General features: G+C 75.0%; 26 protein-coding genes and 1 pseudogene. 10 read left to right on the top strand and 17 right to left on the bottom strand.

Translation table 11 applies throughout. The features are described 5' to 3' along the window. Nucleotides 1-108: 108 nt before the first annotated feature. From rpmF to rsmD, 5 genes are all read right to left on the bottom strand, one after another. A complete protein-coding gene (rpmF, locus tag ACZ6PY_RS22320) occupies nucleotides 109-282 on the bottom strand; it encodes a 50S ribosomal protein L32 (RefSeq protein ID WP_091096818.1) in 174 nt (57 codons plus the stop codon). 5 nt (nucleotides 283-287) lie between these two features. Further along, nucleotides 288-851 carry a YceD family protein gene (locus ACZ6PY_RS22315; RefSeq protein ID WP_262281445.1) on the bottom strand — a complete coding sequence of 188 codons (564 nt, stop codon included), beginning with the start codon at nucleotides 849-851 and terminating at the stop codon, nucleotides 288-290. Between the two features lie 127 nt (nucleotides 852-978). Then, entirely contained in the window at nucleotides 979-1,476 is a 498-nt protein-coding gene (locus ACZ6PY_RS22310) for an SPFH domain-containing protein (RefSeq protein ID WP_091269033.1), read from the bottom strand. A 148-nt stretch (nucleotides 1,477-1,624) separates the two neighbouring features. After that, nucleotides 1,625-2,101, bottom strand: coding sequence for a pantetheine-phosphate adenylyltransferase (gene coaD, locus ACZ6PY_RS22305; RefSeq protein ID WP_466074830.1), 477 nt, complete (start codon nucleotides 2,099-2,101; stop codon nucleotides 1,625-1,627). After that, a complete protein-coding gene (rsmD, locus tag ACZ6PY_RS22300) occupies nucleotides 2,098-2,661 on the bottom strand; it encodes a 16S rRNA (guanine(966)-N(2))-methyltransferase RsmD (protein ID WP_466074829.1) in 564 nt (187 codons plus the stop codon). Before rsmD ends, coaD begins: the two co-directional genes overlap by 4 nt. 248 nt (nucleotides 2,662-2,909) lie before the next feature. Between rsmD and ACZ6PY_RS22295 the strand changes: the two genes are divergently transcribed. Then, nucleotides 2,910-3,830 (top strand): cell wall anchor protein, encoded by a 921-nt coding sequence (locus ACZ6PY_RS22295; RefSeq protein ID WP_466074828.1) that lies wholly within the window; start codon nucleotides 2,910-2,912, stop codon nucleotides 3,828-3,830. Nucleotides 3,831-3,887: 57 nt separating this feature from the next. Here ACZ6PY_RS22295 and ACZ6PY_RS22290 read toward each other — a convergent pair whose 3' ends face one another. Genes ACZ6PY_RS22290 through ACZ6PY_RS22280 form a run of 3 tightly spaced genes read right to left on the bottom strand, consistent with a single transcriptional unit; the run spans nucleotide 3,888 to nucleotide 8,658 of the window. Continuing rightward, nucleotides 3,888-4,814, bottom strand: a complete 927-nt coding sequence (locus ACZ6PY_RS22290; RefSeq protein WP_466074827.1) for a serine hydrolase domain-containing protein — start codon at nucleotides 4,812-4,814, stop codon at nucleotides 3,888-3,890. A 35-nt stretch (nucleotides 4,815-4,849) separates the two neighbouring features. Further along, nucleotides 4,850-7,051 carry an ATP-dependent DNA helicase RecG gene (gene recG / locus ACZ6PY_RS22285; protein ID WP_466074826.1) on the bottom strand — a complete coding sequence of 734 codons (2,202 nt, stop codon included), beginning with the start codon at nucleotides 7,049-7,051 and terminating at the stop codon, nucleotides 4,850-4,852. After that, nucleotides 7,048-8,658: a DAK2 domain-containing protein gene (locus ACZ6PY_RS22280; protein ID WP_466074825.1), complete on the bottom strand. Its 1,611-nt coding sequence runs from the start codon at nucleotides 8,656-8,658 to the stop codon at nucleotides 7,048-7,050. The genes recG and ACZ6PY_RS22280 overlap by 4 nt, the downstream gene beginning before the upstream one ends. Nucleotides 8,659-8,893: 235 nt before the next feature. On the opposite strand from ACZ6PY_RS22280, the gene rpmB reads away from it, so the two are divergent. Both rpmB and ACZ6PY_RS22270 read left to right on the top strand, forming a co-directional pair. Continuing rightward, complete coding sequence (gene rpmB, locus ACZ6PY_RS22275; RefSeq protein ID WP_013284551.1) at nucleotides 8,894-9,085, top strand: 50S ribosomal protein L28; 192 nt, start codon at nucleotides 8,894-8,896, stop codon at nucleotides 9,083-9,085. 186 nt (nucleotides 9,086-9,271) lie between these two features. Further along, the gene (locus ACZ6PY_RS22270) at nucleotides 9,272-10,528 is read left to right on the top strand and encodes an ATP-grasp domain-containing protein (protein ID WP_466074824.1); all 1,257 of its coding nucleotides are present in this window, start codon (nucleotides 9,272-9,274) and stop codon (nucleotides 10,526-10,528) included. 3 nt (nucleotides 10,529-10,531) lie between these two features. On the opposite strand, the gene ACZ6PY_RS22265 is transcribed toward ACZ6PY_RS22270, so the two are convergent. After that, a complete protein-coding gene (locus ACZ6PY_RS22265) occupies nucleotides 10,532-10,999 on the bottom strand; it encodes a GNAT family N-acetyltransferase (RefSeq protein ID WP_466074823.1) in 468 nt (155 codons plus the stop codon). Nucleotides 11,000-11,062: 63 nt separating this feature from the next. Further along, nucleotides 11,063-12,010, bottom strand: coding sequence for a thiamine-phosphate kinase (locus ACZ6PY_RS22260; protein ID WP_466074822.1), 948 nt, complete (start codon nucleotides 12,008-12,010; stop codon nucleotides 11,063-11,065). Nucleotides 12,011-12,172: 162 nt separating this feature from the next. On the opposite strand from ACZ6PY_RS22260, the gene ACZ6PY_RS22255 reads away from it, so the two are divergent. Next, on the top strand, nucleotides 12,173-12,406 hold the full coding sequence (locus ACZ6PY_RS22255) for an Lrp/AsnC ligand binding domain-containing protein (RefSeq protein WP_013284547.1): 234 nt from the start codon (nucleotides 12,173-12,175) through the stop codon (nucleotides 12,404-12,406). Further along, complete coding sequence (locus ACZ6PY_RS22250) at nucleotides 12,407-13,021, top strand: DUF3515 family protein (RefSeq protein ID WP_466074821.1); 615 nt, start codon at nucleotides 12,407-12,409, stop codon at nucleotides 13,019-13,021. Between the two features lie 31 nt (nucleotides 13,022-13,052). Here ACZ6PY_RS22250 and ACZ6PY_RS22245 read toward each other — a convergent pair whose 3' ends face one another. Then, nucleotides 13,053-14,147, bottom strand: a complete 1,095-nt coding sequence (locus ACZ6PY_RS22245) for a D-alanine--D-alanine ligase family protein (RefSeq protein ID WP_466074820.1) — start codon at nucleotides 14,145-14,147, stop codon at nucleotides 13,053-13,055. Between the two features lie 263 nt (nucleotides 14,148-14,410). Continuing rightward, nucleotides 14,411-14,632, bottom strand: coding sequence for a hypothetical protein (locus ACZ6PY_RS22240; RefSeq protein WP_466074819.1), 222 nt, complete (start codon nucleotides 14,630-14,632; stop codon nucleotides 14,411-14,413). 273 nt (nucleotides 14,633-14,905) lie between these two features. On the opposite strand from ACZ6PY_RS22240, the gene ACZ6PY_RS22235 reads away from it, so the two are divergent. Together ACZ6PY_RS22235 and ACZ6PY_RS22230 are read left to right on the top strand one after the other, a co-directional pair. Next, nucleotides 14,906-15,751 carry a helix-turn-helix domain-containing protein gene (locus ACZ6PY_RS22235; protein ID WP_313722614.1) on the top strand — a complete coding sequence of 282 codons (846 nt, stop codon included), beginning with the start codon at nucleotides 14,906-14,908 and terminating at the stop codon, nucleotides 15,749-15,751. A gap of 5 nt (nucleotides 15,752-15,756) precedes the next feature. Beyond that, nucleotides 15,757-15,957: a DUF397 domain-containing protein gene (locus tag ACZ6PY_RS22230; RefSeq protein ID WP_262281458.1), complete on the top strand. Its 201-nt coding sequence runs from the start codon at nucleotides 15,757-15,759 to the stop codon at nucleotides 15,955-15,957. A 52-nt stretch (nucleotides 15,958-16,009) separates the two neighbouring features. On the opposite strand, the gene ACZ6PY_RS22225 is transcribed toward ACZ6PY_RS22230, so the two are convergent. The 5 genes from ACZ6PY_RS22225 to ACZ6PY_RS22205 all read right to left on the bottom strand — a co-directional run bounded on the left by ACZ6PY_RS22225 (nucleotide 16,010) and on the right by ACZ6PY_RS22205 (nucleotide 20,994). After that, a complete protein-coding gene (locus ACZ6PY_RS22225; RefSeq protein WP_466074818.1) occupies nucleotides 16,010-17,062 on the bottom strand; it encodes an ROK family protein in 1,053 nt (350 codons plus the stop codon). A 112-nt stretch (nucleotides 17,063-17,174) separates the two neighbouring features. Further along, on the bottom strand, nucleotides 17,175-17,966 hold the full coding sequence (locus ACZ6PY_RS22220; protein WP_466074817.1) for a putative protein N(5)-glutamine methyltransferase: 792 nt from the start codon (nucleotides 17,964-17,966) through the stop codon (nucleotides 17,175-17,177). Nucleotides 17,967-18,138: 172 nt separating this feature from the next. Further along, nucleotides 18,139-19,248, bottom strand: coding sequence for a cystathionine gamma-lyase (locus ACZ6PY_RS22215; RefSeq protein ID WP_466074816.1), 1,110 nt, complete (start codon nucleotides 19,246-19,248; stop codon nucleotides 18,139-18,141). A gap of 7 nt (nucleotides 19,249-19,255) precedes the next feature. Continuing rightward, a complete protein-coding gene (locus ACZ6PY_RS22210; protein ID WP_466074815.1) occupies nucleotides 19,256-20,272 on the bottom strand; it encodes an NAD(P)H-dependent glycerol-3-phosphate dehydrogenase in 1,017 nt (338 codons plus the stop codon). Next, on the bottom strand, nucleotides 20,269-20,994 hold the full coding sequence (locus tag ACZ6PY_RS22205) for a lysophospholipid acyltransferase family protein (RefSeq protein WP_466074814.1): 726 nt from the start codon (nucleotides 20,992-20,994) through the stop codon (nucleotides 20,269-20,271). The genes ACZ6PY_RS22210 and ACZ6PY_RS22205 overlap by 4 nt, the downstream gene beginning before the upstream one ends. A gap of 109 nt (nucleotides 20,995-21,103) precedes the next feature. On the opposite strand from ACZ6PY_RS22205, the pseudogene cofC reads away from it, so the two are divergent. The 3 genes and pseudogenes from cofC to ACZ6PY_RS22190 all read left to right on the top strand — a co-directional run. Then, a pseudogene (cofC, locus tag ACZ6PY_RS22200) lies at nucleotides 21,104-21,745 on the top strand (2-phospho-L-lactate guanylyltransferase); the annotation flags it as partial. Nucleotides 21,746-22,000: 255 nt separating this feature from the next. Further along, the gene (locus ACZ6PY_RS22195) at nucleotides 22,001-24,289 is read left to right on the top strand and encodes an RNA degradosome polyphosphate kinase (protein ID WP_466074813.1); all 2,289 of its coding nucleotides are present in this window, start codon (nucleotides 22,001-22,003) and stop codon (nucleotides 24,287-24,289) included. Between the two features lie 40 nt (nucleotides 24,290-24,329). After that, the gene (locus ACZ6PY_RS22190) at nucleotides 24,330-25,211 is read left to right on the top strand and encodes an NUDIX hydrolase (protein WP_466074812.1); all 882 of its coding nucleotides are present in this window, start codon (nucleotides 24,330-24,332) and stop codon (nucleotides 25,209-25,211) included. Nucleotides 25,212-25,247: the final 36 nt, after the last annotated feature.

The following is a 25,247-nucleotide window of genomic DNA, read 5'->3' as shown; positions in this document are numbered from 1 at the left end:
GCGGGCGCGCCGGCCGGGGAACGGCCGGCGGCGGTGGGAGCCGGGGCACCGGGCGAGAGCCTTGGTGCGTGCGCCACCCGACCGGTGGTCGGGGACGTCACTCGGCGGTCAGACCTCGAGGACCTGACGGCCGTTGTAGGTGCCGCAGACGGAGCAGGCGGCGTGCGGCAGCTTGGCCGACTTGCACTGCGGGCAGGCGACGGTCGCCACAACCGCGGCCTTCCAGTTCGCCCGGCGGGCGCGGGTGTTGCTGCGCGACATCTTGCGCTTGGGGACGGCCACGGTTCTTACTCCTCTGTACGGGTCAGTTGCGACAGGCCCGCCCAACGCGGGTCGACCTGCTGGTGACTGTGGTCGGCCGGCAGCTCGTCCCAGTGCACCCCGCACTCGGGGCACAACCCTGGGCAGTCCTCCCGGCAGAGCGGGTTGGTCGGCAGCGCGAGCACCACCGCATCCCGCAGCGCCGGCTCCAGGTCGATCAGATCGCCCTGCATCCGGCCCACCTCGTCCTCGTCGGTCGTGTCGTCCGTGGTGCTGTTCTCGTACGCGTACAGCTCCTGGATCGTCACGGCCACCGTGTCGTCGATCTCGCGCAGGCAGCGCCCGCACTCGCCCTTGACGGGACCGGTGACGGTCCCGGAGACGAGCACTCCCTCGGACACCGACTCCAACCTCAGGTCGAGGTCGAGGTCCGCGCCCTCCGGAACGGTGATCAACTCCACGCCGAGGTCCGCCGGTGCCGGCACGACTTGCCGATGCGTACGCAACGCGCCAGGCCGTCGCGGCAGTTCCCTCGTGTCGAGGACCAGCGGCGACCTGGGGTCGAGATGGCTTGGCGAGTGTTTGGGCATAGTTAGACTCCGGCCGGTGAGAGGCCGACAAAAAAGGTTACCTGGGCGACCCGCGAACCGCCTAACCGGGGGCGTGGCGGCCCGGCCCTGGCGGCTGCCGGCTGTCGGCCGCCGGCCCGCGTGCCGCTCAGAAGGGTAGCGGGCGATCCGCCTCGTCCCCAGCGAAGGTGCCGATCTCCCGCAGCGCGTGCATCTTGTCCCGGCCGCGCTCTATCGAGGCGAGCGCCCGGGTCAGGAACTGCTCGAAGTTGGCCAGCGCGGTGTCGACGTAGTCGTCGACCTCGTCGCGCAGGCGCTGCGCCTCGGCCCGCGCCTCGGCGATGATGCGGGCGCCCTCGTGCTCGGCGGAGACGGTGATCTCGTTCACCGAGACCAGGCGGGCGTGTTCCGCCTCACCCTCGCTGATGATCCGGTCGGCCTCGCGCTTGCCGGCCTCCATGATCTTGTCCCGCTCCTCCAGCAGCGCGGCGGCCCGGCGGAGGTCGGCGGGCAGCTCCACGCGCAGTTCGTCCAGGGCGGCGATCATCTCGCCCCGGTCGACCATGCAGTTGTTGCGCGACATCGGCACGGAGCGGGCCTGCTCCACCATGGCGATCAGTTCGTCGATGCGATCGAGCGGGTCCACCGGTACCTCACTCCTGTCGTTCGTCGGCCGACCTACATGATGCGGCCTGCGCCCGGGTTCGGCGCTGCACACATCATGTCGCGCGTCGGCCACCGCCGCGCCACCCGCCCCCGCCCGGCGCGTCGCCCGCGGGGCCCGGCGCCGCCGGTCAGCGGCGCAGCCGGGCCACCAACTCCTCGCGGACCACGTCCGGGACGTGCGCGGAGATGTCCCCGCCCCACTTGGCGACGTCCTTGACCAGGCTGGAGGAGAGGAACGAGTAGAGCGGGTTGGTCGGCATGAACAGCGTCTCCACGCCGGCCAGACCGATGTTCATCTGGGCCATCTGGAGCTCGTAGTCGAAATCGCTGACCGCGCGCAGGCCCTTGATGAGCACGCTCGCGTGCTGGGCGCGGCAGAAGTCGACAAGCAGCCCGCGGAACGACTCGACCCGCACGTTCTCGTACGAGGAGGTCACCTCGCGGAGCATGTCGATCCGCTCCTCGACCGTGAACAGCCCCTGCTTCGACTGGTTGACCAGCACACCGACGATCACCTCGTCGAAGAGCCGGCTCGCCCGGCCGATGATGTCGAGGTGTCCGTTGGTGACCGGGTCGAACGAGCCGGGACAGACCGCACGTCTCATGATCGGCGACCGTACCAAAGGGTCGTCTCGCCGTAGCGGCGGCTGCGCTCGCCAGTGACGCCCTCCACCCACCCGACCGGTCCGGTGCGGCTGGACCGCTCGACGACCACCAGGGCGTCCGGGGCGAGCCAGCCACCGCCGACAAGCGCGGACAGCATCGCGGTGATCTCGCTGTCGGGCACGGCGTAGGGCGGGTCGGCGAAGACCAGGTCGTACGGCCCGCCGTCCGGGCCGGCGGCGAGCACGGTCGCCACCCTGCCGGTGACCAGGCGGGCCGCCGGGGCGGCCCGGAGCGCGGCGATGTTCTCCCGGATCACCCGGGCGGCCCGGGCGTCGGACTCGACGAGCAGCACGTGGGCGGCGCCCCGGGACAGCGCCTCCAGCCCGACCGCGCCGGAGCCGGCGTAGAGGTCGGCGACGCGCGCCCCGTCGAGATCGAGGTCGGCCTGCACGGCGCTGAACAGCGCCTCCCGGACCCGGTCGGAGGTCGGCCGGGTGCCGGCGCCGGGCGGGGCGGCGAGCCGCCGGCCGCCGAGCGTCCCGCCCACGATCCGGGTCACCGTCGCTCCCTCCGCATGCCCCGACGCTACGCGATGTCCGGATCGGGACGCGCGAACCACCCCGCGGCCACGACCCGTCACGGCTCGTACATCAATGATCTCAAATTAATAACGGACCCTTTACGACCCGTCGGTTGCGGTAACGCCCGTGCTGTCGATCTCGCTAGGGTCTGCCCGATTGTCGTGCGGACGCGTGGCTCCGGTCCGTCCGCCGCATTCCCCCCATCCTCCCCTCACCAGGAGTAGGCGTGAATCGTCTCCACCTCCGGCGTGCCGCCGTCCTCACCGCCGGCGCGCTGATCGGCCTCGCGGGCGTGGCCACCGTCGCCGGCCCCGCCGCGGCCCACCACCCCGAGCCCTCGGGCAGCTACTGCGCCACCCGGGACGGCAAGGTCACCGTCAACTGGTCGGTGATCAGCAGCGAGACCGACATCTCCGGGCGCATCACCAAGCTGGAGTCCACCGTGCCCGGCCCCGTCACCGGCGCCCTGGCCGTCGGCGCGGAACTGAAGAAGCAGGGCGACGGGCCGCTCACCGGGACCCAGACCTACACCTTCCAGGGCGCCATCCCCAAGCTGGAACTGACCGTCGGCGCGCACTGGGAGCGGGGCCGGCAGTCCCACGACGGGGAGCGCACCGTCGTGGCCCAGCCCAGCCACAACTGCGAGGCGGAGCAGCCGCCGCCGTCGCCCAGCTCGCCGTCGCCGAGCGCCACGCCCGAGCCGAGCGGTTCGCCGGAGCCCACCCCGTCGCCGTCCGTCGCCAACCCGCCGAGCCCGTCCGCTCCCGCCGAGCCGATCTTCAAGCTGGACCAGGACTGCGACACGATGACCTTCATCGTGGAGAACCCGGCGAAGGGCATTCCCTTCACCGCCACGCTGACCACGGAGAAGGGCGTCACCAAGAAGCTCACCTCCGAGCCGGGCGGGACCGCCTCCGCCGAGTTCGACGCCTACCGGGGCCTCAAGGTCACCGTGAAGTACGACGTGGTCGAGGACTCCGAGACCATCCCGTACGCCCAGCCGGAGGACTGCTCCGGTCAGGGCGGCGGCCTGCCCGTCACCGGTCCGGCCGCGGGCGCCATCGCCGGTGGCGCCGCCGTGCTGCTCGCCGCCGGTGCGGTGCTGTTCGTGATGGCCCGCCGTCGCCGGATCCGCTTCACCGCCTGATTCACCGCGATCGCCCGAGGGCGCGCCGACCACCCGGTGGTCGGCGCGCCCTTCGCGCTATTCCCACTCCGCCCGCAGCAACGCGGGATCGATCTCCGCCTGGTTGGTCAGCACCACCAGTCGTCGGTCGGAGTCGGGGAACCAGCCCGCGAACGCCTTGTAGCCGCCGTTGTCCCCGGAGTGGTGCACCGCCCGTTCCCCGGCCAGTTCGCCGACGAACCAGCCGTAGCCGTACGACTCGCCGGGGCGGCCGGTGGGCGCGTGCGGGGCGGTCATCGCGGCCACCGCGGCGGGGCCGAGCAGCCGGCCCCGGCGGGGCACGTCCAGCCAGGTGAGCAGGTCCGCCCCGGTGCACCACACGTCCCCGGCGCCCATGCTCACCGTGTCCAGGTCCCAGGACGGCACCGGCCGGCCGCCCTCGTGCCCGGTCGCCACGTCGTCCCGCCCGGCGGCGGCACCGGCGAAGCTGCCCGTCATGCCGAGCGGCGCGAAGACCTCGTCGGCCAGGAACGCGGCGTACGGCCGGTCGGCCGCGCGCTCGACGGCCCGGGCCAGCAGGACGTAGCCGGGGCTGCTGTAGTGCCAGGTGGCGCCCGGGGCGGACAGCGGCGGCAGGCTGGCGAAGACGCCCAGCAACTCGTCCGGCTCGGCGGGCGCCGCCAGGTCGATCATCGGGTAGTCCTCCCAGTGACCCAGGCCGGAGGTGTGGGTGAGCAGGTGGTGCAGGGTGATCCCGGACCAGGCCCGCGGCGGGTGCGGCAGCCAGCGGTTGACCGGGTCGGTCAGGCGCAGCGCGCCCCGCCCGGCGAGGAGCAGCACGGCGGCGGCCGCCATCTGCTTGCTGATGGACGCGATCTGGAACCGGGTCGCGGGCGTGCAGGGCGACGCGCTGGCCGCGTCGGCCGCGCCGGTGACCCGGGACGTCTGGATGTCGTCGCCCTGCGCCAGCAGGAGTACGCCGCGATCGAGAGAGGGTTTCGGCATCCGACGAGCCTAGGCCGGGAGGCCGCCCGGTGGGGTCAGCCCTTCTCCAGGTATTCGGCGCGTTCCTCGTCGACCAGGGCGGCCACCGAGGCGGCCAGCGCCGGATGGCGGGCCAGCTCCGGGTCCTCCTCGACCAGGGTGATCGCCTCGGCCCGCGCGTCACGGATCAGGTCGGTGTCGCGCAGCAGCGACAGCAGGCGCAGGTGGGACCGGCGGCCGGACTGGGTGGCGCCCAGCACGTCGCCCTCCCGGCGCTGCTCCAGATCCAGCTCGGCGAGCTTGAACCCGTCGGTGGTGGAGGCGACCGCGTCGAGCCGTTCCCGGGCGGAGGAGCCCTCCATCGCCTCGGTGACCAGCAGGCAGAGGCCGGCCGCCGAGCCCCGGCCCACCCGGCCGCGCAGCTGGTGCAGCTGGGAGACGCCGAACCGGTCGGCGTCCAGCACGATCATCACGGTGGCGTTGGGCACGTTGACGCCCACCTCGACCACCGTGGTCGCCACCAGCACGTCCAGGTCGCCGGCTGCGAAGGAGCGCATCACCGAGTCCTTCTCGTCGGCCGGCAGCCGCCCGTGCAGCACCCCGATCCGCAACCCGTGCAGGGGTCCTTCGGCGAGCAGCGGGGCCACCTCGGTCACGGCGAGCGGGGGCCGGCGGCCGGAGTCGTCCTCCCTCGGCGCATCCTCGTCCGAAACCGGACCCTCACCGATCCGCGGGCACACCACGTACGCCTGGTGTCCCTTGGCGACCTCCTCGCGCAGCCGGCGCCAGGCCCGGTCGAGGAAGGCGGGCTTCTCGGCGGCCGGCACCACGTGCGAGGCGATCGGCGAGCGGCCCTGCGGCAGCTGCGACAGCGTGGAGATCTCCAGGTCGCCGTAGACGGTCATGGCGACCGTGCGCGGGATCGGGGTGGCCGTCATGACGAGCACGTGCGGCGGCTGGTCGGCCTTGGCCCGCAGCGCGTCCCGCTGCTCCACGCCGAACCGGTGCTGCTCGTCGACCACCACGAGCCCCAGGTCGGAGAAGTCGACCCCCTCGTAGAGCAGGGCGTGGGTGCCGAGCACGATGCCGGCGCGCCCCTCGGCCACCTCGGTGAGCGCCCGCCGGCGGGCGGCCGCGCCCAGCGAGCCGGTGACCAGCTCCACCCGGGTGGCGTCGTCGGCGGCGCCCAGCTCCCCGGCCCGGGCGAGCGGGCCGAGCAGGTCGAGCATGCCGCGATGGTGCTGCGCGGCCAGCACCTCGGTCGGGGCGAGCAGCGCGGCCTGCCCACCGGCGTCGACCACCTGGAGCATGGCCCGCAGCGCGACGACCGTCTTGCCGGAACCCACCTCACCCTGGAGCAGCCGGTGCATCGGGTGCGCGGTGGCCAGGTCGGCGGCGATCTCCCGGCCGACGGCCTGCTGACCGGACGTCAGCTCGTACGGCAGCCGGGCGTCGAACGCGTCCAGCAGCCCGCCCGGCTTGGCCGGCCGGGCCTTCGCCGGCCACGCCGCGGCCCGGTGCTTGCGCTGCACCAGGGTGAGCTGCACGGCGAACGCCTCGTCCCACTTGAGCCGGCGGCGCGCTTTGTAGAGCTCCTCCTTGCTGGTGGGCCGGTGGATCTCCCGCAGCGCGGCGCCGATGCCGACCAGGTTGCGGCTGGCCCGCACGGTGGCGGGCAGCGGGTCGTCCGGAGGGGTGAAGGTGTCCAGCACCACCCGAACGCAGCGGGCGATCACCCAGGTCGGCACGGCCGCCGCGGCCGGGTAGACCGGGATGAGCGCCCCGGCGAACTCCTCGACCTCCTCGTTGGCCGCCGCCTCGCCGTCGCCGCCCTCGCCGAGCAGCACGTATTCCGGGCCGTTGAGCTGCCGCTTGCCCCGGAACTCGGTCACCTTGCCGGCGAACAGCCCCCAGCGGCCGGGGCGCAGCTCCCGCTCCCGCCACGCCTGGTTGCCGAAGAAGGTGCAGGTGAGCACCCCGCCGGAGCCGTCGCCGACGGTGACCTCCAGCAGGTTGCCCCGGCGCTGCCGCATCGGCCGGACCGCGGTGCGCTGCACCTGCGCCAGCACGGTGACCTGCTCCCCCACGTCCAGCGAGCGGATGTCGGTGTGCTCGCCGCGCTCGTCGTAGCGGCGGGGGAAGTGGTAGATCAGGTCGCCGGCGGTGTGCAGGTCGAGGTGGCTCGCCAGGGCCTTGGCGGTGCGCTCCCCGACCAGCTTCTTGAGCGGCGTGTCCACGGTGGCCGGTTCGCTCGTCATTCGACCCCCAGCAGGAGCGGATAGTGCGGCTGCCCGCCCTCGTACGCCTGCACCTCGACGAACGGCCAGGACCGCTCGACGTGCTCGCGTACGCGGTCGGCCAGCCCGGCCGGGGCGTCCGCCCCGCAGAGCAGGGTGACCAGCTCGCCACCACCGCCGAGCATCCGGTCGACCACGTCGGTGCAGGTGCCGAGGAGGTCGGTGCCGATGAGGTGCACCTCCCCCTCGACCAGCGCCAGCACGTCGCCCGGCCGGCACGGCCCGGCCACGGTGAGCGCCTCCCGGCTCGCGTGGCAGACCTCGGCGTAGCGGCAGGCGCCCGCGGCCTCGGCCATGGCGATGACGTCGTCCTCGAAGCGCCGCTTCGGGTCCCGCACGGCGAGGGCGGCGAGGGCCTGCACCGGGGACCGGGTGGGCACCACGCTCACCTTCACCCCGAGCCCGTGCGCCTCCCGGGCGGCGGCGCTCGCCACCGACTGGGTGTTGGGATCGTTGGGCAGCACCACCACCCGGGCGGCGCGCGTGGCCCGGATGGCGTCGAGCAGCTCGCCGGTGGACGGGTTGGCCGGCACCACCGTGGCGCCCTCGGCGCCGAACAGCTCGGCGATGCCGGCGCCGGTGGCGACCACCACGGCGGCCCGGCCGTCGGGCCGCGTCGCCGGGGGCGACGGCGCCGGGGCCGCCTGGTCGGCGAACCGGGTCACCGTGATCCGGTGCGGCCGGCCGGCCACCACGCCGGCCTCGACGGCCGCCCCGACGTCGTTGACGTGCACGTGCACGTTCCACGTGCCGCGGTCGCCGACGATCACCAGGGAGTCGCCGAGCGCGTCCAGCTCGCCGCGCAGCCGGGCCACCGCCTCGTCGGTGGCGTCGAGCAGGTACTGCACCTCGTAGGCGTACGCCGGGGAGCCGGTCTCCCGGACGGCGGTGGCGGGGGTGCGGGCCGCGGGGGGCGCGGGCGCCGGCTGCCGCGGGCTCTCCCCGGTGACCACCTCGACCAGCGCGTCGAGCAGCAGGCAGAGGCCGCGCCCGCCGGCGTCGACCACGCCGGCGCGGGCGAGCGCGGGCAACTGCTCGGGGGTACGCGCCAGCGCGTGGGCCGCCTCGCCGGCCGCCGCCCGGGCCACCGCGCACAGGTCGTCGGTGTCCGCCCGCTCGGCCGCGCGGGCGGCGGCGGCGACCACGCTGAGCAGGGTGCCCTCGACCGGGTGGGCGACCGCCGCGTAGGCGGCGGTGGTGGCGTCGGCCAGCGCGGCGGCGAGCTGCCGGCCGCGGACCGCCGGCGCGGCGGAGAGCGCGTCGGCGAAGCCGCGCAGGATCTGCGAGACGATCACCCCGGAGTTGCCCCGCGCCCCGAGCAGCGCGCCCCGGGCCATCAGCCGCAGGGCGTGGCCGTGCGGGGTGTGCCCGTCGTCGGGGAGGGTCTCCAGGTCCATGGCGAGGGCCTGCTGGGCCGAGGTGAGGGTGAGCACCAGGTTGGTGCCGGTGTCGCCGTCGGGGACCGGGTAGACGTTGAGCTCGTCGATCTCGCCCTGGTGGCGCTGGAGGGCGGCCAGCCCGCTCGCACACCAGCGGCGCACCGCGGCGGCGTCGAGGGTGTCCAGCACGTCGGGAAGCCTACTGGCGCGCACCGACACCCGCCGGGGCCGGCCGCTCCCGCCCGGCGTGTCCGGGGACGGCCCGCGGACCGGCCCGCCGCCCGCCGGCCGTCGCCGCCGGTACGCTGGGCCGGTCCCGACCGGGCCGGTTGGGCGTACGGGCCGGTCATCGGGTAACCTGGCCAGGTTGCCCGGGCTGCGCCTGGCGGCGACCTCATGAACGTTTCAATCCCAGGAGTATCCCGTGGCTAGCGTGTGCGACGTCTGTGGCAAGGGACCGGGCTTCGGCCACAACGTGTCCCACTCGCACCGGCGGACCAACCGCCGCTGGAACCCGAACATCCAGTCGGTGCGTACCCCGGCCGGTGGCGGCACCACCAAGAAGTTGCAGGTCTGCACCTCGTGCATCAAGGCCGGCAAGGTCACCCGCGCCTGACGCGGTAGCACCGCCTCCATCGCTTCGCCGGAAGCCGGCGGACCCCTCGGGTCCGCCGGCTTCTGTCGTGTCCGCAGACCTCCACTGACGCGTCGCCGACCGCCCGGCGGCCGGCCGCGCCGGCCCGGTTAGGGTGCTGCTGCGCCGGCCGTCCGTTCCGGCGTCAGGCGTGGGGAGGTACGACCCGTGGAGCTGGACCTGGGGCGGGAGCAGCTGGTGGTGATCGGCGGGTCGTTCGGCTCGCTGCGCTGGTTCGACCAGGAGCTGCCGCCCGGCAGCGTGGTCCTGGTCGAGGAGCCGGATGTGATCCGCCGCCGCGGCCTGGACCGTTTCGTCGCCGGGCTGTCGATGGTCGCCCGGCTGGTCCCGGCCGAGTACCAGACCGGGTTCGACGCCGACGCCCTGCTCGCCCGGGAGCCCGGCCTCGCCGGCGCCCGGCTGGTCCTGCCCGGCCTGGAGTACGCGGTCGGCGCCGCCGCCCGGCTGGCCGACCGGCTCGGTCTGCCCGGCGCCGGGGTGGCCGCCGCCGACGTCTTCTCCGACAAGCACCGGATGCGGCTGCTCGCCGACGAGACCGGCCTGGCCAACCCGGCGTACGAGCTGGTCGAGGACCCGGCGCGGGCGGCGGAGTTCGCCCGCGCGCACGGCGGCCGGTGCGTGCTCAAGCCCACCCGCCGTTCCGGCAGCCTGGGCGTGCAGCTGGTCACCGACCCGGCGGAGATCGCCGGGCGCTGGGCGGCCAGCGCCGCCCCGCCGGAGCCGGCCGAGACGGTCGAGCGCGGCCTGCCCACCGGGGTGCTGGTGGAGGAGCTGCTGGTCGGCTCGGAGCACAGCGTCGAGCTGCTGGTCGCCGAGGGCGAGACGATCTTCGCGAACATCACGGACAAGCGGATCGCCGGCGGCCGGTACCCGGTGGAGACCGGGCACACCGTGCCGTCCGCGTTGCCCGGCCAGGCGCAGGAGGCGCTGCGGGACGCGGCGGTCCGGCTCGCCGGGGCCGCGGGCTTCCGCAGCGGGATGCTGCACAGCGAGTGGATCATGGTGGACGGGGTGCCGGCGCTCGTCGAGTGCGCCGCCCGGATGCCGGGCGACATGATCACCGCGCTGGTCTCGATCGCCTACGAGGTCGACTTCATCGAGGCGTACCTGCGGGTGCTGCGCGGCGAGCGGCCCGCGCTGCCGGACCGGCCGACCGGCGCGGCGGCCGTCGAGTTCCTGGTCGCCCCGCCCGGCCGGGTCACCGCCGTGGACGGCCGGCGGGCGGCCCTGCGGGTGCCGGGGGTGCTCGACCTGCAGATCGAGGCGAAGGTCGGGGACCACGTGCCCGAGCTGCTCTCCTCGGCGCACCGCAGCGGGCACCTGCTGGCCTGGGGCGCCACCCCCGCCGAGGCGGAGGCCGCCGCCCGCACGGCCGCCGGCGAGATCCGGATCACCGTCGGCTGACGGTCAGAGGGTGCGGCCGTAGGAGAGGCAGCCCGGGGCGTCCCGGTAGAAGCCGAAGTTCGGGATCCGTTCGTAGCCGGCCGAGGTGTACATGCCGATCGCCTCGGGCTGCCGGTCGCCGCACTCCAGGATCATCCGCTTACGGCCGTGGTCCCGGGCGGACCGCTCGACGGCCGCGAGCACCGCGCGGGCCACACCCCGGCCCCGGGCGGCCGGCGCCGTGTACATCCGCTTCAACTCGGCCGTGCCGCCGTCGTCGCCGTGGCTGCGCCAGCCGCCGCAGCCCACCGGCTCACCGTCGAGGTAGGCGACCAGGAAGGTGCCGGCCGGCGGCTCGAACTCGGCCGCGTCGACAGGCGTGTCGTCGCCGCTGCCGCCGTACCGCCGGCCGAGGTCGGCCAGGGCCGCCCGGATCAACGCCTGCGACTCGGGCGCGTCGAAGGGCCGCACCCGGATCTCGATCTCGCTCACGAGATGCAGGGTACGACCGGGATCGGCCCCGCCCGGAGCCCGATCACCCGCATCGGACGCAGATCACTCCGTGCGGCGGAAGTGGTCCCAGCCGGCGGGGCCCGCGTACGGCGCGCCGTCCACGGTCACCCCGGCGCCCTCGGTCACCCGCCCGACCGGCCGCCAGCCCTCCGGCAGCGTCGCCGTCGCCGGGAAGGTCGCGGCCAGGGCGTGGTCGTCACCCCCGCCGAGGATCCAGGAGTACGGGTCGACGCCGAGCGCCTGCGCCGCGTCGCGCATCTGCCGGGGCACCTCGAACGCCTCCCGGGTCAGGTCGACGGCCACCCCGCTGGCCTTCGCCACGTGCCCCAGGTCGGCCAGCAGGCCGTCCGACACGTCGATCATGGCGGTGGCGCCGTGCCGGGCGGCCTCGGGGCCGGCCGCGTACGGGACCTCGGGCCGGCGGTACGCCTCGACCAGCAGCCGCGGCGTGCGGAAGCCCCGGGACAGCACCGTGTAGCCGGCCGCCGCCCAGCCGGTGCGCCCCGCGAGCGCCACCACGTCACCCGGGCGGGCGCCGGAGCGCACCACCGGCGGCCGGCCGCCCAGGTCACCGAGGGCGGTCACCGCGACGGTCAACGTCGGGCTGGCGGACATGTCCCCGCCGACCACGCTGGCGCCCACCAGGCCCGCCTCGGCGCCCAGCCCGTCGGCCAACTCCTCGGCCCAGCCCGGGTCGAGGTCGGCCGGCATGCAGAGGGCGACCAGCAGCGCGGTCGGGGTGGCCCCCATGGCCGCGATGTCGGCCAGGTTGGCCGCCGCCGCCCGGTGGCCCACGTCACGGGCCCCCGACCAGTCCCGGCGGAAGTGCCGCCCCTCGACCAGCACGTCGGTGGAGGCGACCACCCGCCGGTCCGGCGCCGCCACCACCGCCGCGTCGTCGCCCGGGCCGAGCAGGCAGCTCTCCCCCTGGGCCAACCGGGCGGTCACCCGGTCGATCAGCCCGAACTCACCGACACCCGCGACCGTCATGCCGTCCCCTCGTCGCGCTCTTCAAGTTCCGCAGTCCCGCCACCACTGCCCACGTGTGCCCGCTCACCGCGGTCCCCCCGGCGACCGAGACAGATCAGGGCCGCTCCGTAGGGTAGTTTCACCCTTCGGGCCGCCGAAGCGGCGACGGACGGAGGTCGAGTCGTGGTACAGGCGTACATCCTCATCCAGACGGAGGTCGGTCGGGCGCGTGACGTGGCCGGTCTGATCGCGGACCTTGCCGGCGTGGTACGCGTCGACGCCGTCACCGGGCCCTACGACGTGGTCGTCCTCACCGAGGCGAACACCGTCGACGAGCTCGGCAAACTCATCGTCAGCAAGGTGCAGATGGTGCCCGGCATCACCCGCACCCTCACGTGCTCGGTGGTGCGACTGTAAGTGGAAGAGATCACGCCCTCCCCCGCCGTCGACGAGTCCCGCCCGGCGCGTCGCGACCGGTCGACCCGGAGCGCCGCGCTCTGGGCGACGCTCGTCGCGGTGCCGGTCACCCTGGCGGTGGCCGGGTTCACCTTCGCCAAGCTGGCGCCCGACTCCCCGGCCGCCGCGCCGAGCCCGTCGGCGAGCGCCCCGCGGCCCCAGTCGACCGCGCCGGTCGAGCTGCCGGCCCCCGCCCTGGCCGAGCGCCCGGCCACGGTGTGCCGGGCCCTGGTGTCGCAGCTCCCGGCGACCGTCCGCGACCTGGCGCAGCGACCGGTCACGGCCGGCGCCGAGCAGAACGCCGCGTACGGCGACCCGGCGCTCACCGTGGCCTGTGGCGGCACGCCGCCGATCGTGCAGCCCACCGACGAGGTGTGGTCGGTGAACAAGGTCTGCTGGCACGCCGTGGAGGAGGCGGACGCCACGGTGCTGACCACCGTCGACCGGGAGACCCCGGTGCGGGTGCGGGTGCCCAAGCAGTACGAGCAGCCGCTCCAGTGGGTCACCCCGATCGCCGACGCGGTGGTCGCCTCGGTGCCCGCCGCGAAGACGGCCCCGTCCGGCTGCTCCGCCTGACCGTCGCCGGCCGGTCGCGACGCCGGGGGCGTCAGCGGCCGGCGCGGCGCAGGGCCGTGCGGATGAGCCGGTTGACCAGCTTCGGATACTCCAGGCCGCTGGCCGCCCACATCCGGGGGAACATCGAGGTCGGGGTGAAGCCCGGCATCGTGTTGATCTCGTTGAGGTAGACGTCCAGCTCCGGGGTGACGAAGAAGTCGGCCCGGGCCAGCCCGGAGCAGTCCAGCGCGGTGAAGGCGCGGGTGGCGTACTCGCGCACCTGCCGGGTCACCTGCTCGGGCAGGTTCGCCGGGATGTCGTACTCGCAGGCGTCGTCGATGTACTTGGCCTCGAAGTCGTACCAGTCGTGGCCGGAGACCACCCGCACCTCGGCCAGCACCGACGCCTCGGGGGCGCCGCCGGCCTCGCCCTCCAGCACGCCGCACTCGATCTCCCGGCCCACGATCGCGCCCTCGACCAGCACCTTGGTGTCGATCTCGCGGGCGGTGGCGACCGCCGCGTCGAGCTGCGCCCAGTCGTCGACCTTGGTGATGCCGAACGAGGAGCCGGCGCGGGACGGCTTCACGAAGACCGGCAGGCCGAGGCGCTCCTTGTCCTCCTCGGCAAGCGTCATCCCGGCGCGCAGCACCACGTACGGGCCGACCGGGATGCCCTCGGCGGCGCAGAGCTTCTTGGTGAACTCCTTGTCCATGGCCGCCGCCGAGGCGAACACGTTCGCGCCGACGTACGGGATGTCGGCCATCTCCAGCATGCCCTGGATGGTGCCGTCCTCGCCGTAGGCGCCGTGCAGCACCGGGAAGACCACGTCCACGTCGGCCAGCGCCACGGGGCCCTGGGCCGGGTCGAGCACCAGGAGGCCGCCCACGGCCGGGTCGGCGCGCAGCACCAGCTCGGCGCCGGAGCCGGCGGTGATCTCGGGGAGCTTGCGGTCGGCGATCGCGAGCTGGGCGGGGTCGCCGCTGGCCAGCACCCACTGGCCCTGCCGGGTGATGCCGACCGGCACGACCTCGAACTCGTCCGGGTCGAGGGCGGCCAGCACGCTGCCGGCGCTCACGCAGGAGATGCCGTGCTCCGGGCTGCGGCCGCCGAAGACGATCGCCACGCGGGTCTTGCCTGGGGTGGTCACTCCGGGTCACCTCTTCGTCCACGACTGCGGCTGCCGTGCTCGCCGGGGGCGCTCACCCGCTTGACCTTACTGTGCGTGGCGAGCGTCGGTGGTGGATACCCGGGGACACGGCGCAGTGGACGGCAACCGGTCAGCAGGCCATATACAGGGAGTAACCGGATGCGATGCGGACGGCAAGCCCGGGCGGCCGGTGGCGGGACCTGCCACCGGCCGCCCGGCTCCCCGCCCCCGTCACCGCGTCCCGGGGGCGGGCCCGGTTCAGCTCACTGGTCGGCGGTCCGCCGGCGGCCGACCGCGATGACCTTCACCCGTTGCCGGCCGGCGCGGACCATGCCCAGCGCCATGAAGGCGCCGGCGATCCGGTCCGCCGCCTCGCGGGTGCTCGCGCCGACCACCTGCCGGCGCCGCTCGGGGCTGGTCCGCTCGTCGCGCCAGATGCCGTCGAGGGGGCGCACGTCGGTGAGGACCACGAGGAAGCGGGTCATCGCCGCCCACCCCCGTCGGCGGGGTGGCAGGCCGTCACCGTCATCGCGATCCCTCCCCGTCTGGCGTGCGGTACGGGCACGCGGCGATCGGGTCGTGGGGGAGTAAAACCCGATCACCGCGCGCCCCATCCCCTCCGGTCGCTCACCACCACCGTCGCCACGACAACCGGTGGTGAGGACGCCGTCACAGATTGACAGGTGGACACGCGTGAATGCAACTCTCATCGGATTTCTCTCATGCCCAAGTTCCCGTTGATGTGCGACCATCGATGCATGGCGCCGAAGACCGCCCGGGCCCGACGGCTCGGCATCGCCCTGCGGACCCACCGGGAGGCCGCCGGCCTCACCCTGGAGGCCGCTGCCGACGAGATCAACAGCACCCGCAGCACCCTGTCCCGCTACGAGAACGCGCAGACGCTTGTCAACCCGGCCACGGTGCGGGCGCTGCTCACCCTCTACGGGGTGGGTCCCGACGAGATCGCCGGGGCCGTGCAGCTCGCCAAGGACGCCCGCAAGCCCGGGTGGTGGGTCTCCTACTCGTACCTGCTCGACCGGCGGACCATCGACTTCATCGCCCTGGAGGCGGAGGCCACCGGGATCGCCAACTTCGAGCCGTCGGTGGTGCCGGGCCTGCTCCAGACCGCCGACTACATCCGCGGGGTGATGCGCGGCGGCCCGCACACCCTCAGCGACGAGCAGGTGGAGCAGCGGGTCAAGCTGCGGCTCGACCGCCAGCAACGGCTCCTGGGTGACGATCCGCCGATCCTCGACGCCATCATCGACGAGGGGGCGCTGCTGCGGCCGGTCGGGGACCGGACCGTGATGGGAGGCCAGCTGCAGCACCTGTTGAAGATGGCCGAGCTGCCCAACATCACCGTGCAGGTGATCCCCCTCTCCGCCGGATACCACCGGGGGACGCGGGGGTCGCTGCACATTCTGGAGTTCGCCGACCCGGAGGACCCGATCATCGCCTCGGTGGAGACCGTCGCCGGGCAGATGGTGCTGGACCGGCCGGGCGACCTGCGCACCTGCACCAAGATCATGGAGCACCTGCGGACCGTGGCGCTGAGCCCGGCGGCCAGCCGGGACGAGCTGCTCCGCCTGCTGAACGAGAGGTAGGGACCATGAACGGCACGAACAGCCCGCGCCCGCCGGCGACCGGCTGGCGCAAGAGCAGCCACAGTGGCGACGAGGGCGCGTGCGTCGAGATGGCGCCGCTGCCGGAGGCGGTCGCGGTCCGCGACTCCAAGGACCCGGCCGGCCCGGTGCTGGTCTTCCCGCCGGCCGCGTGGGCGGCCTTCACCGGCGCACCACCGCGCCCCTGATCCGCCGGTCGGCGGCGCCGCGGCACGGGCCGCGGGCCGGCGACGCGGCGGCTCAGCCGGCGACCAGCGGACCGGCGGCGGCCCCGCCGCGGACCGCCTCCAGCGCCGCGATGGCCACCCCCCGCGCACCGGCCATGTCCCGGTCCGGCACCAGCGCGAAGGTGGCCACCGCGCGCTGCTCGGCGCGGAGCACGGTGTGCTCCCGCACGGTGGCCAGGAACCAGTCGCGGAACTCCGGCGCCGCCTCCACCACCCCGCCACCCACGAAGTACGCGTGCGGGTCGGTGAAGTTGGCCGCGATCGTGAACAGCCGGCCCAGCGCCATGGCCTGCTGGGTGAAGACCTCGCGGGCCAGCGCGTCGCCCCGCTCGCCGTAGCCGCGGACCAGCTTCGCCGCCCGGCCCGGCTCCTCCCCCGCCAGCGGGTGCGCCGGGAACCGGCCCAGCCAGTAGGGCAGCAGGTGGTTCGCGATGGCGGTGAGCGAGGCGACGCTCTCCGCGTCCCCGGCGAAGCCGCAGGCGCAGACCGGCACCGGCTGGCCCGGCCCGAGCAGCCCGTCGAGCGGGATGTGCACGTGCCCGAACTCGCCGGCCATGCCGGCCGCCCCGCCGACCACCCGGCCGCCCTCCACCACGCCGCCGCCGAGCCCGGTGCCGACGATCGCGGCGACCGAGGACCGGGCCATCGCGTCGGCGCCGAAGTGCACGTGGTGCGCGTAGAGGGCGGCCGCGTTGCCGTCGTTGGCGTAGACCACCGGCAGGCCCAGCCGGTGCTCCAGCGCGCCGCGCACGTCGTAGCCGCGCCACGCCGGCTGGGAGAAGTTGGTCGAGCCGCGCGAGGAGATCACCCCGGTGGCGCTGGCCGGGCCGGGGGTGTCCAGCCCCACCGCGCGGACCAGCTCGCGGGGCACGCCGGTCAGCGCCAGCACGCCGTCGAGCGCCCGGGCGAGGGCCTCGATCGCGGCGTCCGGGCCGGCCCCGACCTCGCTCGGGATCTCCACCAGCCCGTCCACCAGGAACCGGCCGTCGACCGTCAGCACGGTGGCGTTGTTGCTCGTGCCGCCGTTGTCCAGCCCCACCACCACCGGCACACCCGCGCTGCCCACCGCCACCGCCTCCCGCCAAGTCTGACCCGAGGCTAGTTCGCGCCGGGGCGTCCCGCCACGGTCGCGCGACCCCGCCCGCCCGGTCGCCGCGCGGGCGGGGTCGGGCGGCGTCTCACCCGGGACGGCGGGCGGTGACGGCGGTGGCCTCCAGCTCGTCGTCGTGCACCACGGACGGGTCGAGGCCGGCGTCGGACATGATCCCGCAGAGCGTGCCGGCCTGGCCGGCGCTCACCTCCACCGCCAGGTGCCCGCCGGGGGCGAGCCACTCGGCCGCGCCGGTGGCCACCCGGCGCAGCACGGCCAGCCCGTCCGCGCCGCCGTCCAGCGCCACCGGGGCCTCGTGCAGCCGCGCCTCCGCCGGCAGCATGGCCACGGCGCCGCTCGGCACGTACGGGGCGTTCGCGACCACCAGGTCCAGCCGCCCCCGCCACCCCACCGGCACCGGCGCGAACAGGTCGCCCTGGTAGACCGGCACGCCCAGCGGGGCCAGGTTGCGACGGGCGCAGGCCACCGCGGCCGGGTCGACGTCGGCGGCGGCCAGCCAGCGGGGCGCCAGCCGGCCGTGCAGCACCAGCGCGGCAGCCCCGGAGCCGCAGCAGAGGTCGAGCACGGCGGGCGCCGGTCCGGCCACCGCGGCGGCGGCGGCGACCAGCAGGGCGGTCCGCCCACGGGGCACGAACACCCCGGGGTCGACGGCGACCCGCAGGCCGCAGAACTCGGCCCAGCCGAGCAGGTGCTCCAGCGGCAGTCCGGCGACCCGGCGGTCGGCCAGGTCGGTCAGCGCCTCGGCCGACCCGGCGGCGGCGATCAGCAGGTCCGCCTCGTCCTCGGCGAAGACACAGCCGGCGGCGCGCAGCCGCCGGACGAGGGCGGGACGGTCGGGAGAGAACAGGATGGGTGGCATGGCAGGCCTCTCGGGAACGCTCGTCGGCGCTCCCGGCGTCGCCCTAACCCCGGGGCGACGCGGACTCGGAGGGAGCGCCGGTCCTCTGCTGGTGGATCGGTCTCACCTCCTCCGGTCGGGGCCCGCGCGGGCCGCTGCTGTCCGTCACCTTAGCGGAGCCGGCCGGCGCGCGTCAGGTCGCGTCGAGCGCGGCCGCGACATCGGCCACCAGGTCGGCGCCGTCCTCGATGCCGCAGGAGAGCCGGACGAAGCCGGGCGCCGTGTCGTCCCCCCACTGGGCCCGGCGGTCGGCCGTGGTGTGCAGCCCGCCGAACGACGTGGCGGCGGACACCAGGCGGGACGCGTCGAGGAAGCGGGCCACCCGGTCGGCGTCGCCCAGGTCGAAGGAGAGCACGCCGGGTATCCGTCGCATCTGGACCGAGGCCACCGGGTACGCCGGGTCGGTCGGCAGCCCGGGCCAGCGCAGGCCGGTCACGTCGCCACGGCCGGCGAGCAGCCGGGCCAGCGCACCGGCGTTGGCGGTCTGCCGGGCCAGCCGCAGGTCCACGGTCGCCAGCGAGCGGTGCGCCAGCCAGCAGTCGAACGCCCCGGGCACCCCGCCCGTGGTGGTCCGCCAGGCGGTCACCGCGTCGAGCAGCTCGGCGGAACGGGTCGCCACGTAGCCGAGCAGCAGGTCGGAGTGGCCGGTGAGGGCCTTGGTGCCGGAGGCGACCACCACGTCGGCGCCGAGCTCCAGCGGGCGCTGCCCGAGCGGGGTGGCGGTGGTGTTGTCGACCGCGACCAGGGCCCCGGCGGCGTGCGCCGCGGCGGCCAGCGCCGGCACGTCCGCCACGTCGAGGCCGGGGTTCGCCGGGGTTTCCAGCAGCACCAGCCGGACACCCTCGAACGACGGGTACGGCCCGGCGGTGGGCACGAAGACGACGCGTACCCCGATGCCCTCCAGGGTGGCGGTGGCGAAGGCGCGCACCGGGAAGTAGCCGTCGGCGGGGAGCAGCACGGTGTCCCCGGGGCGCAGCACGGCCAGCAGCAGCCCGGTGATGGCCGCCTGGCCGCTGGCGAAGACCCGGCAGTCGCCGCCCTCCAGCTCGCCGACGGCCGCCTCCAGCAGCCGCCGGGTGGGGTTGTCCGGCCGCCCGTACCCGTTGGGGGTCGCCTCTGGCCCCCGCCACGGGTCCAGGTGGTACGGCGCGGCGAACACCGGCCCCGGCAGGAACGGCTGGCCTGGTTCCGGCGCGGGCAGGCCCGCGTGCACGCTGCGCGTGCCGTCACCCCACTCGGTCATCGCCGCCTCACTCGTACGACTCGGGCTTCGCGGTCCGGCTCATGAGGGCGTCCACGGCGAGCCGCGGGTCCATCCCCTCGTGACAGATCCGCTCGATCTGCTCGGTGATCGGCATCTCCACCCCGTGCGCCCGGGCCAGGTCGCGGATGGCCAGGCAGCTCTTCACGCCCTCGGCGGTCTGCCGGGTGGCCGCCTGGGCCTGCTCCAGGGTCTCCCCCCGGCCCAGGTGCTCGCCGAAGGTGCGGTTGCGGGCCAGCGGCGACGAGCAGGAGGCGACCAGGTCGCCCATGCCGGCCAGCCCGGCGAACGTGATCGGGTCGGCGCCGAGCGCCACGCCCAGCCGGGCGGTCTCGGCCAGGCCGCGGGTCATCAGCATGGCCCGGGTGTTGTCGCCGAAGCCCATGGCGGTGGCGATGCCGTACGACAGGGCGATCACGTTCTTCACGGCCCCGCCCAGCTCGCAGCCGATCACGTCGTCGTTGGTGTACGGCCGGAAGTACGGCGTCCGGATCGACGACTGCACCAGGGCGGTCCGGCGGCTGTCGGTGCCGGCGACCACGGTCGCGGCCGGCTGCTCGGCGGCGATCTCCGGGGCCAGGTTCGGCCCGGAGACGACCACCACCCGGTCGGCCGGCACCCCGGCGGTCTCCATGATCACCTGGCTCATCCGCTTGGTGGTGCCCAGCTCGATGCCCTTCATGAGGGAGACCAGCGTGGCGTCCGCGTCCAGGTACGGGGTCCAGTCGGCGAGGTTGCCGCGCAGCGTCTGCGACGGCACGGAGAGCACCACCACCTCGGCGCCGGCGATCGCCTCCTCGGCGTCCCCGGTCGCGGTGACCCGGTCGGGCAGCCGCACGTCCGGCAGGTACTCCGGGTTGTGGCGCCCGGTCCGGATCGCCTCGGCCACCGAGGCTCGCCGGGCCAGGATGGTCACGTCCCGGCCGGCGTCGGCGAGGATCTTGGCGAACGCGGTGCCCCACGAGCCCGCCCCCAGCACCGCGACGTGCCCGCCGCGCCCGCTCACTCGGTCACCTCGGGGGTGCGGGTCCGGGCCGGCCGCTCCCACAGCGGTGGTGGTGTGCCGCCGCGGATCTCGGCGACCAGGTCCCGGATCCGCAGCATGATCGTGTCCGTCATCTCCTCCAGGATCGCCCGGGTCGGCGTGGCGCCCGCCCACCGGCTCAGGTCGATCGGCGGCCCGGCGACCACCGTCACCGGGGTACGCGGCCGAAGCCCGACGCGGGCGGTCCGCGGGTCGAACATCTTCTCCGGGCCGACCATGGCGAGCGGGATCACCGGGGCTCCGGTGGCCAGCGCCAGCCGGGCCGCGCCGGTCTTGCCCTTCATCGGCCACAGGTCCGGCTCGCGGGTCGTGGTCCCCTCCGGGTAGATCACCACGGCGCCGCCCGCGTTCACCGCGGCGACCAGCTTGTCGAGCGACCGGGCCGCCTCGATGCTGCCCCGCTCGACCGGGATCTGCCGGCACCGGTGCAGGATCCAGCCGATCACCGGCACCCGGAACACACTCGCCTTGCCGAGGAACTGCGGCCAGCGCCCGGCGTCGTGGATGAAGTGCGCGGACACCAGCGGGTCCGCGTGCGAGATGTGGTTGGGCACGATGATGATGCCGCCGTCGCCGCCCAGGTGCTCCATGCCCCGCCAGGTGCGGCGCGTCCACACGGTCAACACCGGCTTCACCAGCACCACGGCGAACCGTGGCCAGAATCCCAGCCTCCGCCGTGCCACCCTGCCTCCTCGTTCCGCCCCACGCGCGCACGCCCCGGGACGAAATCATGCCTGCTCGCTCCGGGTCCGGCCAGTGAGGGTACCGCTGCCCGGCTGGCAGGATTGTCACGTGCCTGAGCCGACCTGGACCGTGGTGGTGCCGGTGAAGCGCCTCGCAGTGGCGAAGAGCCGCCTGCGGGGCGCGCTGCCCGGCGTACCCCACGAGGAGCTGGCGCTGGCCCTGGCGGCCGACACGGTCCGCGCGGTGGTGGCCTGCCCGGCGGTCGCCGGGGTGCTGGTGGTGACCGACGACCCGCGGGTGGCGGCGGAGGCGACGGCGGCCGGCGCGGCGGTCGTGCCGGACCCGGCGGCCGGGCTGAACGCGGCCTTCCGGCACGGGGCGGCGGTGGCCGGCCCGGGCGCCGCGGTGGCCGGCCTCACCGCCGACCTGCCGGCGCTGCGCCCGGCCGACCTGGCCGGGGCGCTGCGGGCCGCCCCCACCGGCGGGGTACGCGGGTTCGTGGCCGACGCCCCGGGCAGCGGCACCGTGCTGCTCGCCGCGCCGGCCGGGGTGCCCCTGGCGCCCCGCTTCGGGCTCGGCTCGGCGGCGGCGCACGCGGCGAGCGGGGCGCTGCCGCTGCCCGGCGGCTGGCCCACCCTCCGGCGGGACGTGGACACCCCGGCCGACCTGGCGGCCGCCGCCCGGCTCGGCGCCGGCCCGCGCACGGCCGCGCTGCTGGCCCGGGCCGGCGCGGACGTCGGGTACGGTGCTGGCATGCAGGGCACGGTGGCCACCTACGACGCGTCGACCCGCAGCGGCGTGCTGCTCCTCGACGACGGCACCGAGCTGGCCTTCCCGGCCCGTGCGTTCGACGCCTCCGGGCTGCGGCTGCTCCGGCTCGGGCAGCGCGTCCGCATCGAGCGGGACGCCGCCGGCGAGGTCGTCCGGGTGACGTTGCCGACGATGGCGTGACCAACCTGCCCCGAGTTCATTTTCCGTTCACCCTTGTCGGGGAATCATGAGGTGGTGAGCACCCCTCGCGAGCACCCCGACGGTCCCCGTAACCTCGTCGACCCCGACACGCCCCGCAACGGCGCGTCGACCCGCGGCGCCGACGGCCGGTTCCGCCGCGTCCGCCCGCCCGAGGAGAGCGTCAGCCCCGAGCCCGCGGCGGCGGCCTCCGCCGGGCTGGAGGAGTCCCTCGACCCGGTCGAGGGACCGGGCCCGCTGGACGAGCCGCCGGCGGCCCGGCCGCTGCCGGAGGACCGCTTCTTCAACCGGGAGCTCTCCTGGCTCGACTTCAACGCCCGGGTGCTGGCGCTCGCCGAGGACCCCCGCACGCCGCTGCTGGAGCGGGCCAAGTTCCTGGCCATCTTCGGCAGCAACCTGGACGAGTTCTACATGGTGCGGGTGGCCGGGCTGAAGCGGCGGCTCTCCGCCGGCCTGCCGGTGCGCGGCGGCGACCGGATGCCGCTGCGGACCCAGCTGGAGCTGATCGCCGAGAAGGCCGCCGACCTGGTCTCCCGGCACGCCGCCTGCTTCGTCGACGACGTGCTGCCGAAGCTGGCCGCCGAGGACATCCGGATCCTGCGCTGGAGCGACCTCGACGACGGCGAGCGGGAGCGGCTGCGCACCTGGTTCCGGGAGCACATCTTCCCGGTGCTCACCCCGCTCGCGGTGGACCCGGCGCACCCGTTCCCGTACATCTCCGGCCGGTCCCTGAACCTGGCCGTCTCGGTGCGCGACCCGGACGGCGGCTCCGAGCTGTTCGCCCGGGTGAAGGTGCCCAACAACGTGCCCCGGTTCGTCCGGGTGGCGCGCGACCAGCCGGGGGTGCGTTTCCTGCCGGTCGAGGACCTCATCTCGGTGCACCTCGGGCAGCTGTTCTCCGGCATGCAGGTGGTCGAGTGCCACCTGTTCCGGGTGACCCGCAACGCCGAGGTGGAGGTGGACGAGGACCGCGACGAGGACCTGCTCCAGGCCCTGGAGCGGGAGCTGGCGCGGCGCCGGTTCGGCCCGCCGGTGCGGCTGGAGGTGGCCGCCTCCATCTCCGACCACATGCTGGAGCTGCTCGTCCGCGAGCTGGACATGGACAGCCAGGACGTGCTCCGGGTCCGCGGCCTGCTCGACCTGTCGGCGCTCTGGCAGGTCTACGGCGAGGCCGACCGCCCGGACCTCAAGGACCCGCCGTTCGTGCCGGCCACCCACCCCCGGCTCGCCGAGGGCGAGGTGCCGCGCAGCGTCTTCGCCACCCTGCGGGACGGGGACGTGCTGGTGCACCACCCGTACCACTCGTTTGCGACAAGCGTGCAGCGCTTCGTCGAGCAGGCCGCCGCCGACCCGAACGTGCTGGCCATCAAGCAGACCCTGTACCGCACCAGCGGCGACTCCCCCATCGTCGACGCGCTTGTCGACGCGGCCGCCGCCGGCAAGCAGGTGGTGGTGCTCGTCGAGCTGAAGGCACGCTTCGACGAGGTGGCCAACATCGGCTGGGCGCGCACCCTGGAGCGGGCCGGCTGCCACGTGGTCTACGGGCTGGTCGGCCTGAAGACCCACTGCAAGACCGCGCTGGTCGTCCGCCAGGAGGGCAACCAGATCCGCCGCTACTGCCACATCGGCACCGGCAACTACCACCCGAAGACCGCCCGGCTCTACGAGGACTTCGGCATGCTCACCGCCGACCCGGAGATCGGCGCCGACCTCACCGACCTGTTCAACGTGCTCACCGGCTACAGCCGGCAGACCGCGTACCGGCGGCTGCTGGTGGCCCCGCAGGGCATCCGCAGCGGCCTCGTCGAGCGGATCGAGCGGGAGATCGAGCACGTCCGGCTGGGCATGCCGGGGCTGGTGCAGTTCAAGGTGAACGCGCTGGTCGACGAGGAGATCACCGACGCGCTCTACCGGGCCTCCCGGGCCGGGGTGCACGTGGACCTGCTGATCCGGGGCATGTGCACGCTGCGGCCGGGCGTGCCCGGGCTGTCGGAGAACATCCGGGTCCGCTCGATCCTCGGCCGGTTCCTGGAGCACTCCCGCATCTTCCGGTTCGGCAACAACGGCGACGCGGAGTTCTGGATGGGCTCGGCCGACCTCATGCACCGCAACCTGGACCGCCGGGTCGAGGCGCTGGTGCAGGTGAGCGACCCGGTGGCCCGGGCCGAGCTGGACCACGTGCTGACGGCGGCGTTCAGCCCGGAGGTGGACGCCTTCGAGCTGGCCCCGGACGGCGCCTGGCACCGGCGTACCGGCACCGGCGACACGCCGCTGACCCACCTGCAGGACCTGCTCCTGCACCGGGTCGGCGGGAGGGCGGGCTGACCGGACCACGGCCCGCCCGGACCGGGCATACGGTGAGCGGATGACGGACGACGGGCCGGTGCGGATCCGGGCGGCGGGCGGGGTGGTCTGGCGCCCGGCCACCGGCGGCGTCGAGATCTGCCTGGTGCACCGCCCCCGGTACGGCGACTGGTCGCTGCCCAAGGGCAAGCTGGACGCCGGTGAGCACCCGCTGCGGGCCGCCGTCCGCGAGGTCGCCGAGGAGACCGACGTCCGGGCCGTGCCGCAGGTACGCCTGCCGACCGTCCGCTACCGCAGCGAGGGCCGGCCGAAGGCCGTCGACTACTGGTCGATGCGGGCCGCCGCGCAGGGCGGGTTCCAGCCGGACACCGAGGTGGACGAGGTGGCCTGGTTCCCCGTTGACGAGGCGGCACGCCGGGTCAGCTACCCGCACGACGCGGAGGTGATCGCCGCGTTCGCGGCGCTGCCGCCGGTCACCGCCACGGTGCTGCTGGTCCGGCACGCGCACGCCGGCAAGCGGGGCACCTGGACCGGCCCGGACACGGGGCGGCCGCTGGACGACGAGGGCTGGGCCGAGGCCCGGGCGCTCGCGCCCCTGGTCGCCCTGGTCCGCCCGGTCCGCCTGGTCTCCGCCTCGGCCCGGCGGTGCGTGCAGACCCTCGACCCGGCGGCCGCCCTGCTGGACCTGCCCGTCGAAGTGGTCGGCGACCTGGACGAGCCGCGCCCCGGCCAGCAGCCGGACGAGTGCGCCCTGGCCGCCGCGGCCCGGCTCACCGCGCTGGCGCAGGACGGGGAACCGGTCGCGGTGTGCAGCCAGGGCAAGGTGATCCCGGGCGCGCTGGAACGGCTGACCGGCCGCCCCGGCGACTACACCACCCCGAAGGGCGGCGGCTGGCTGCTCGCCTTCCGCGGCGACCGCCTCGTCGCCGCCGACCAGCTCTGACGACGGGCCTCGGTCACCGCCGCCGCGAGACCAGGC

Source organism: Micromonospora sp. NPDC048907 (genome assembly GCF_055586885.1).
This window is presented reverse-complemented; position numbering and strand designations above follow the sequence as displayed.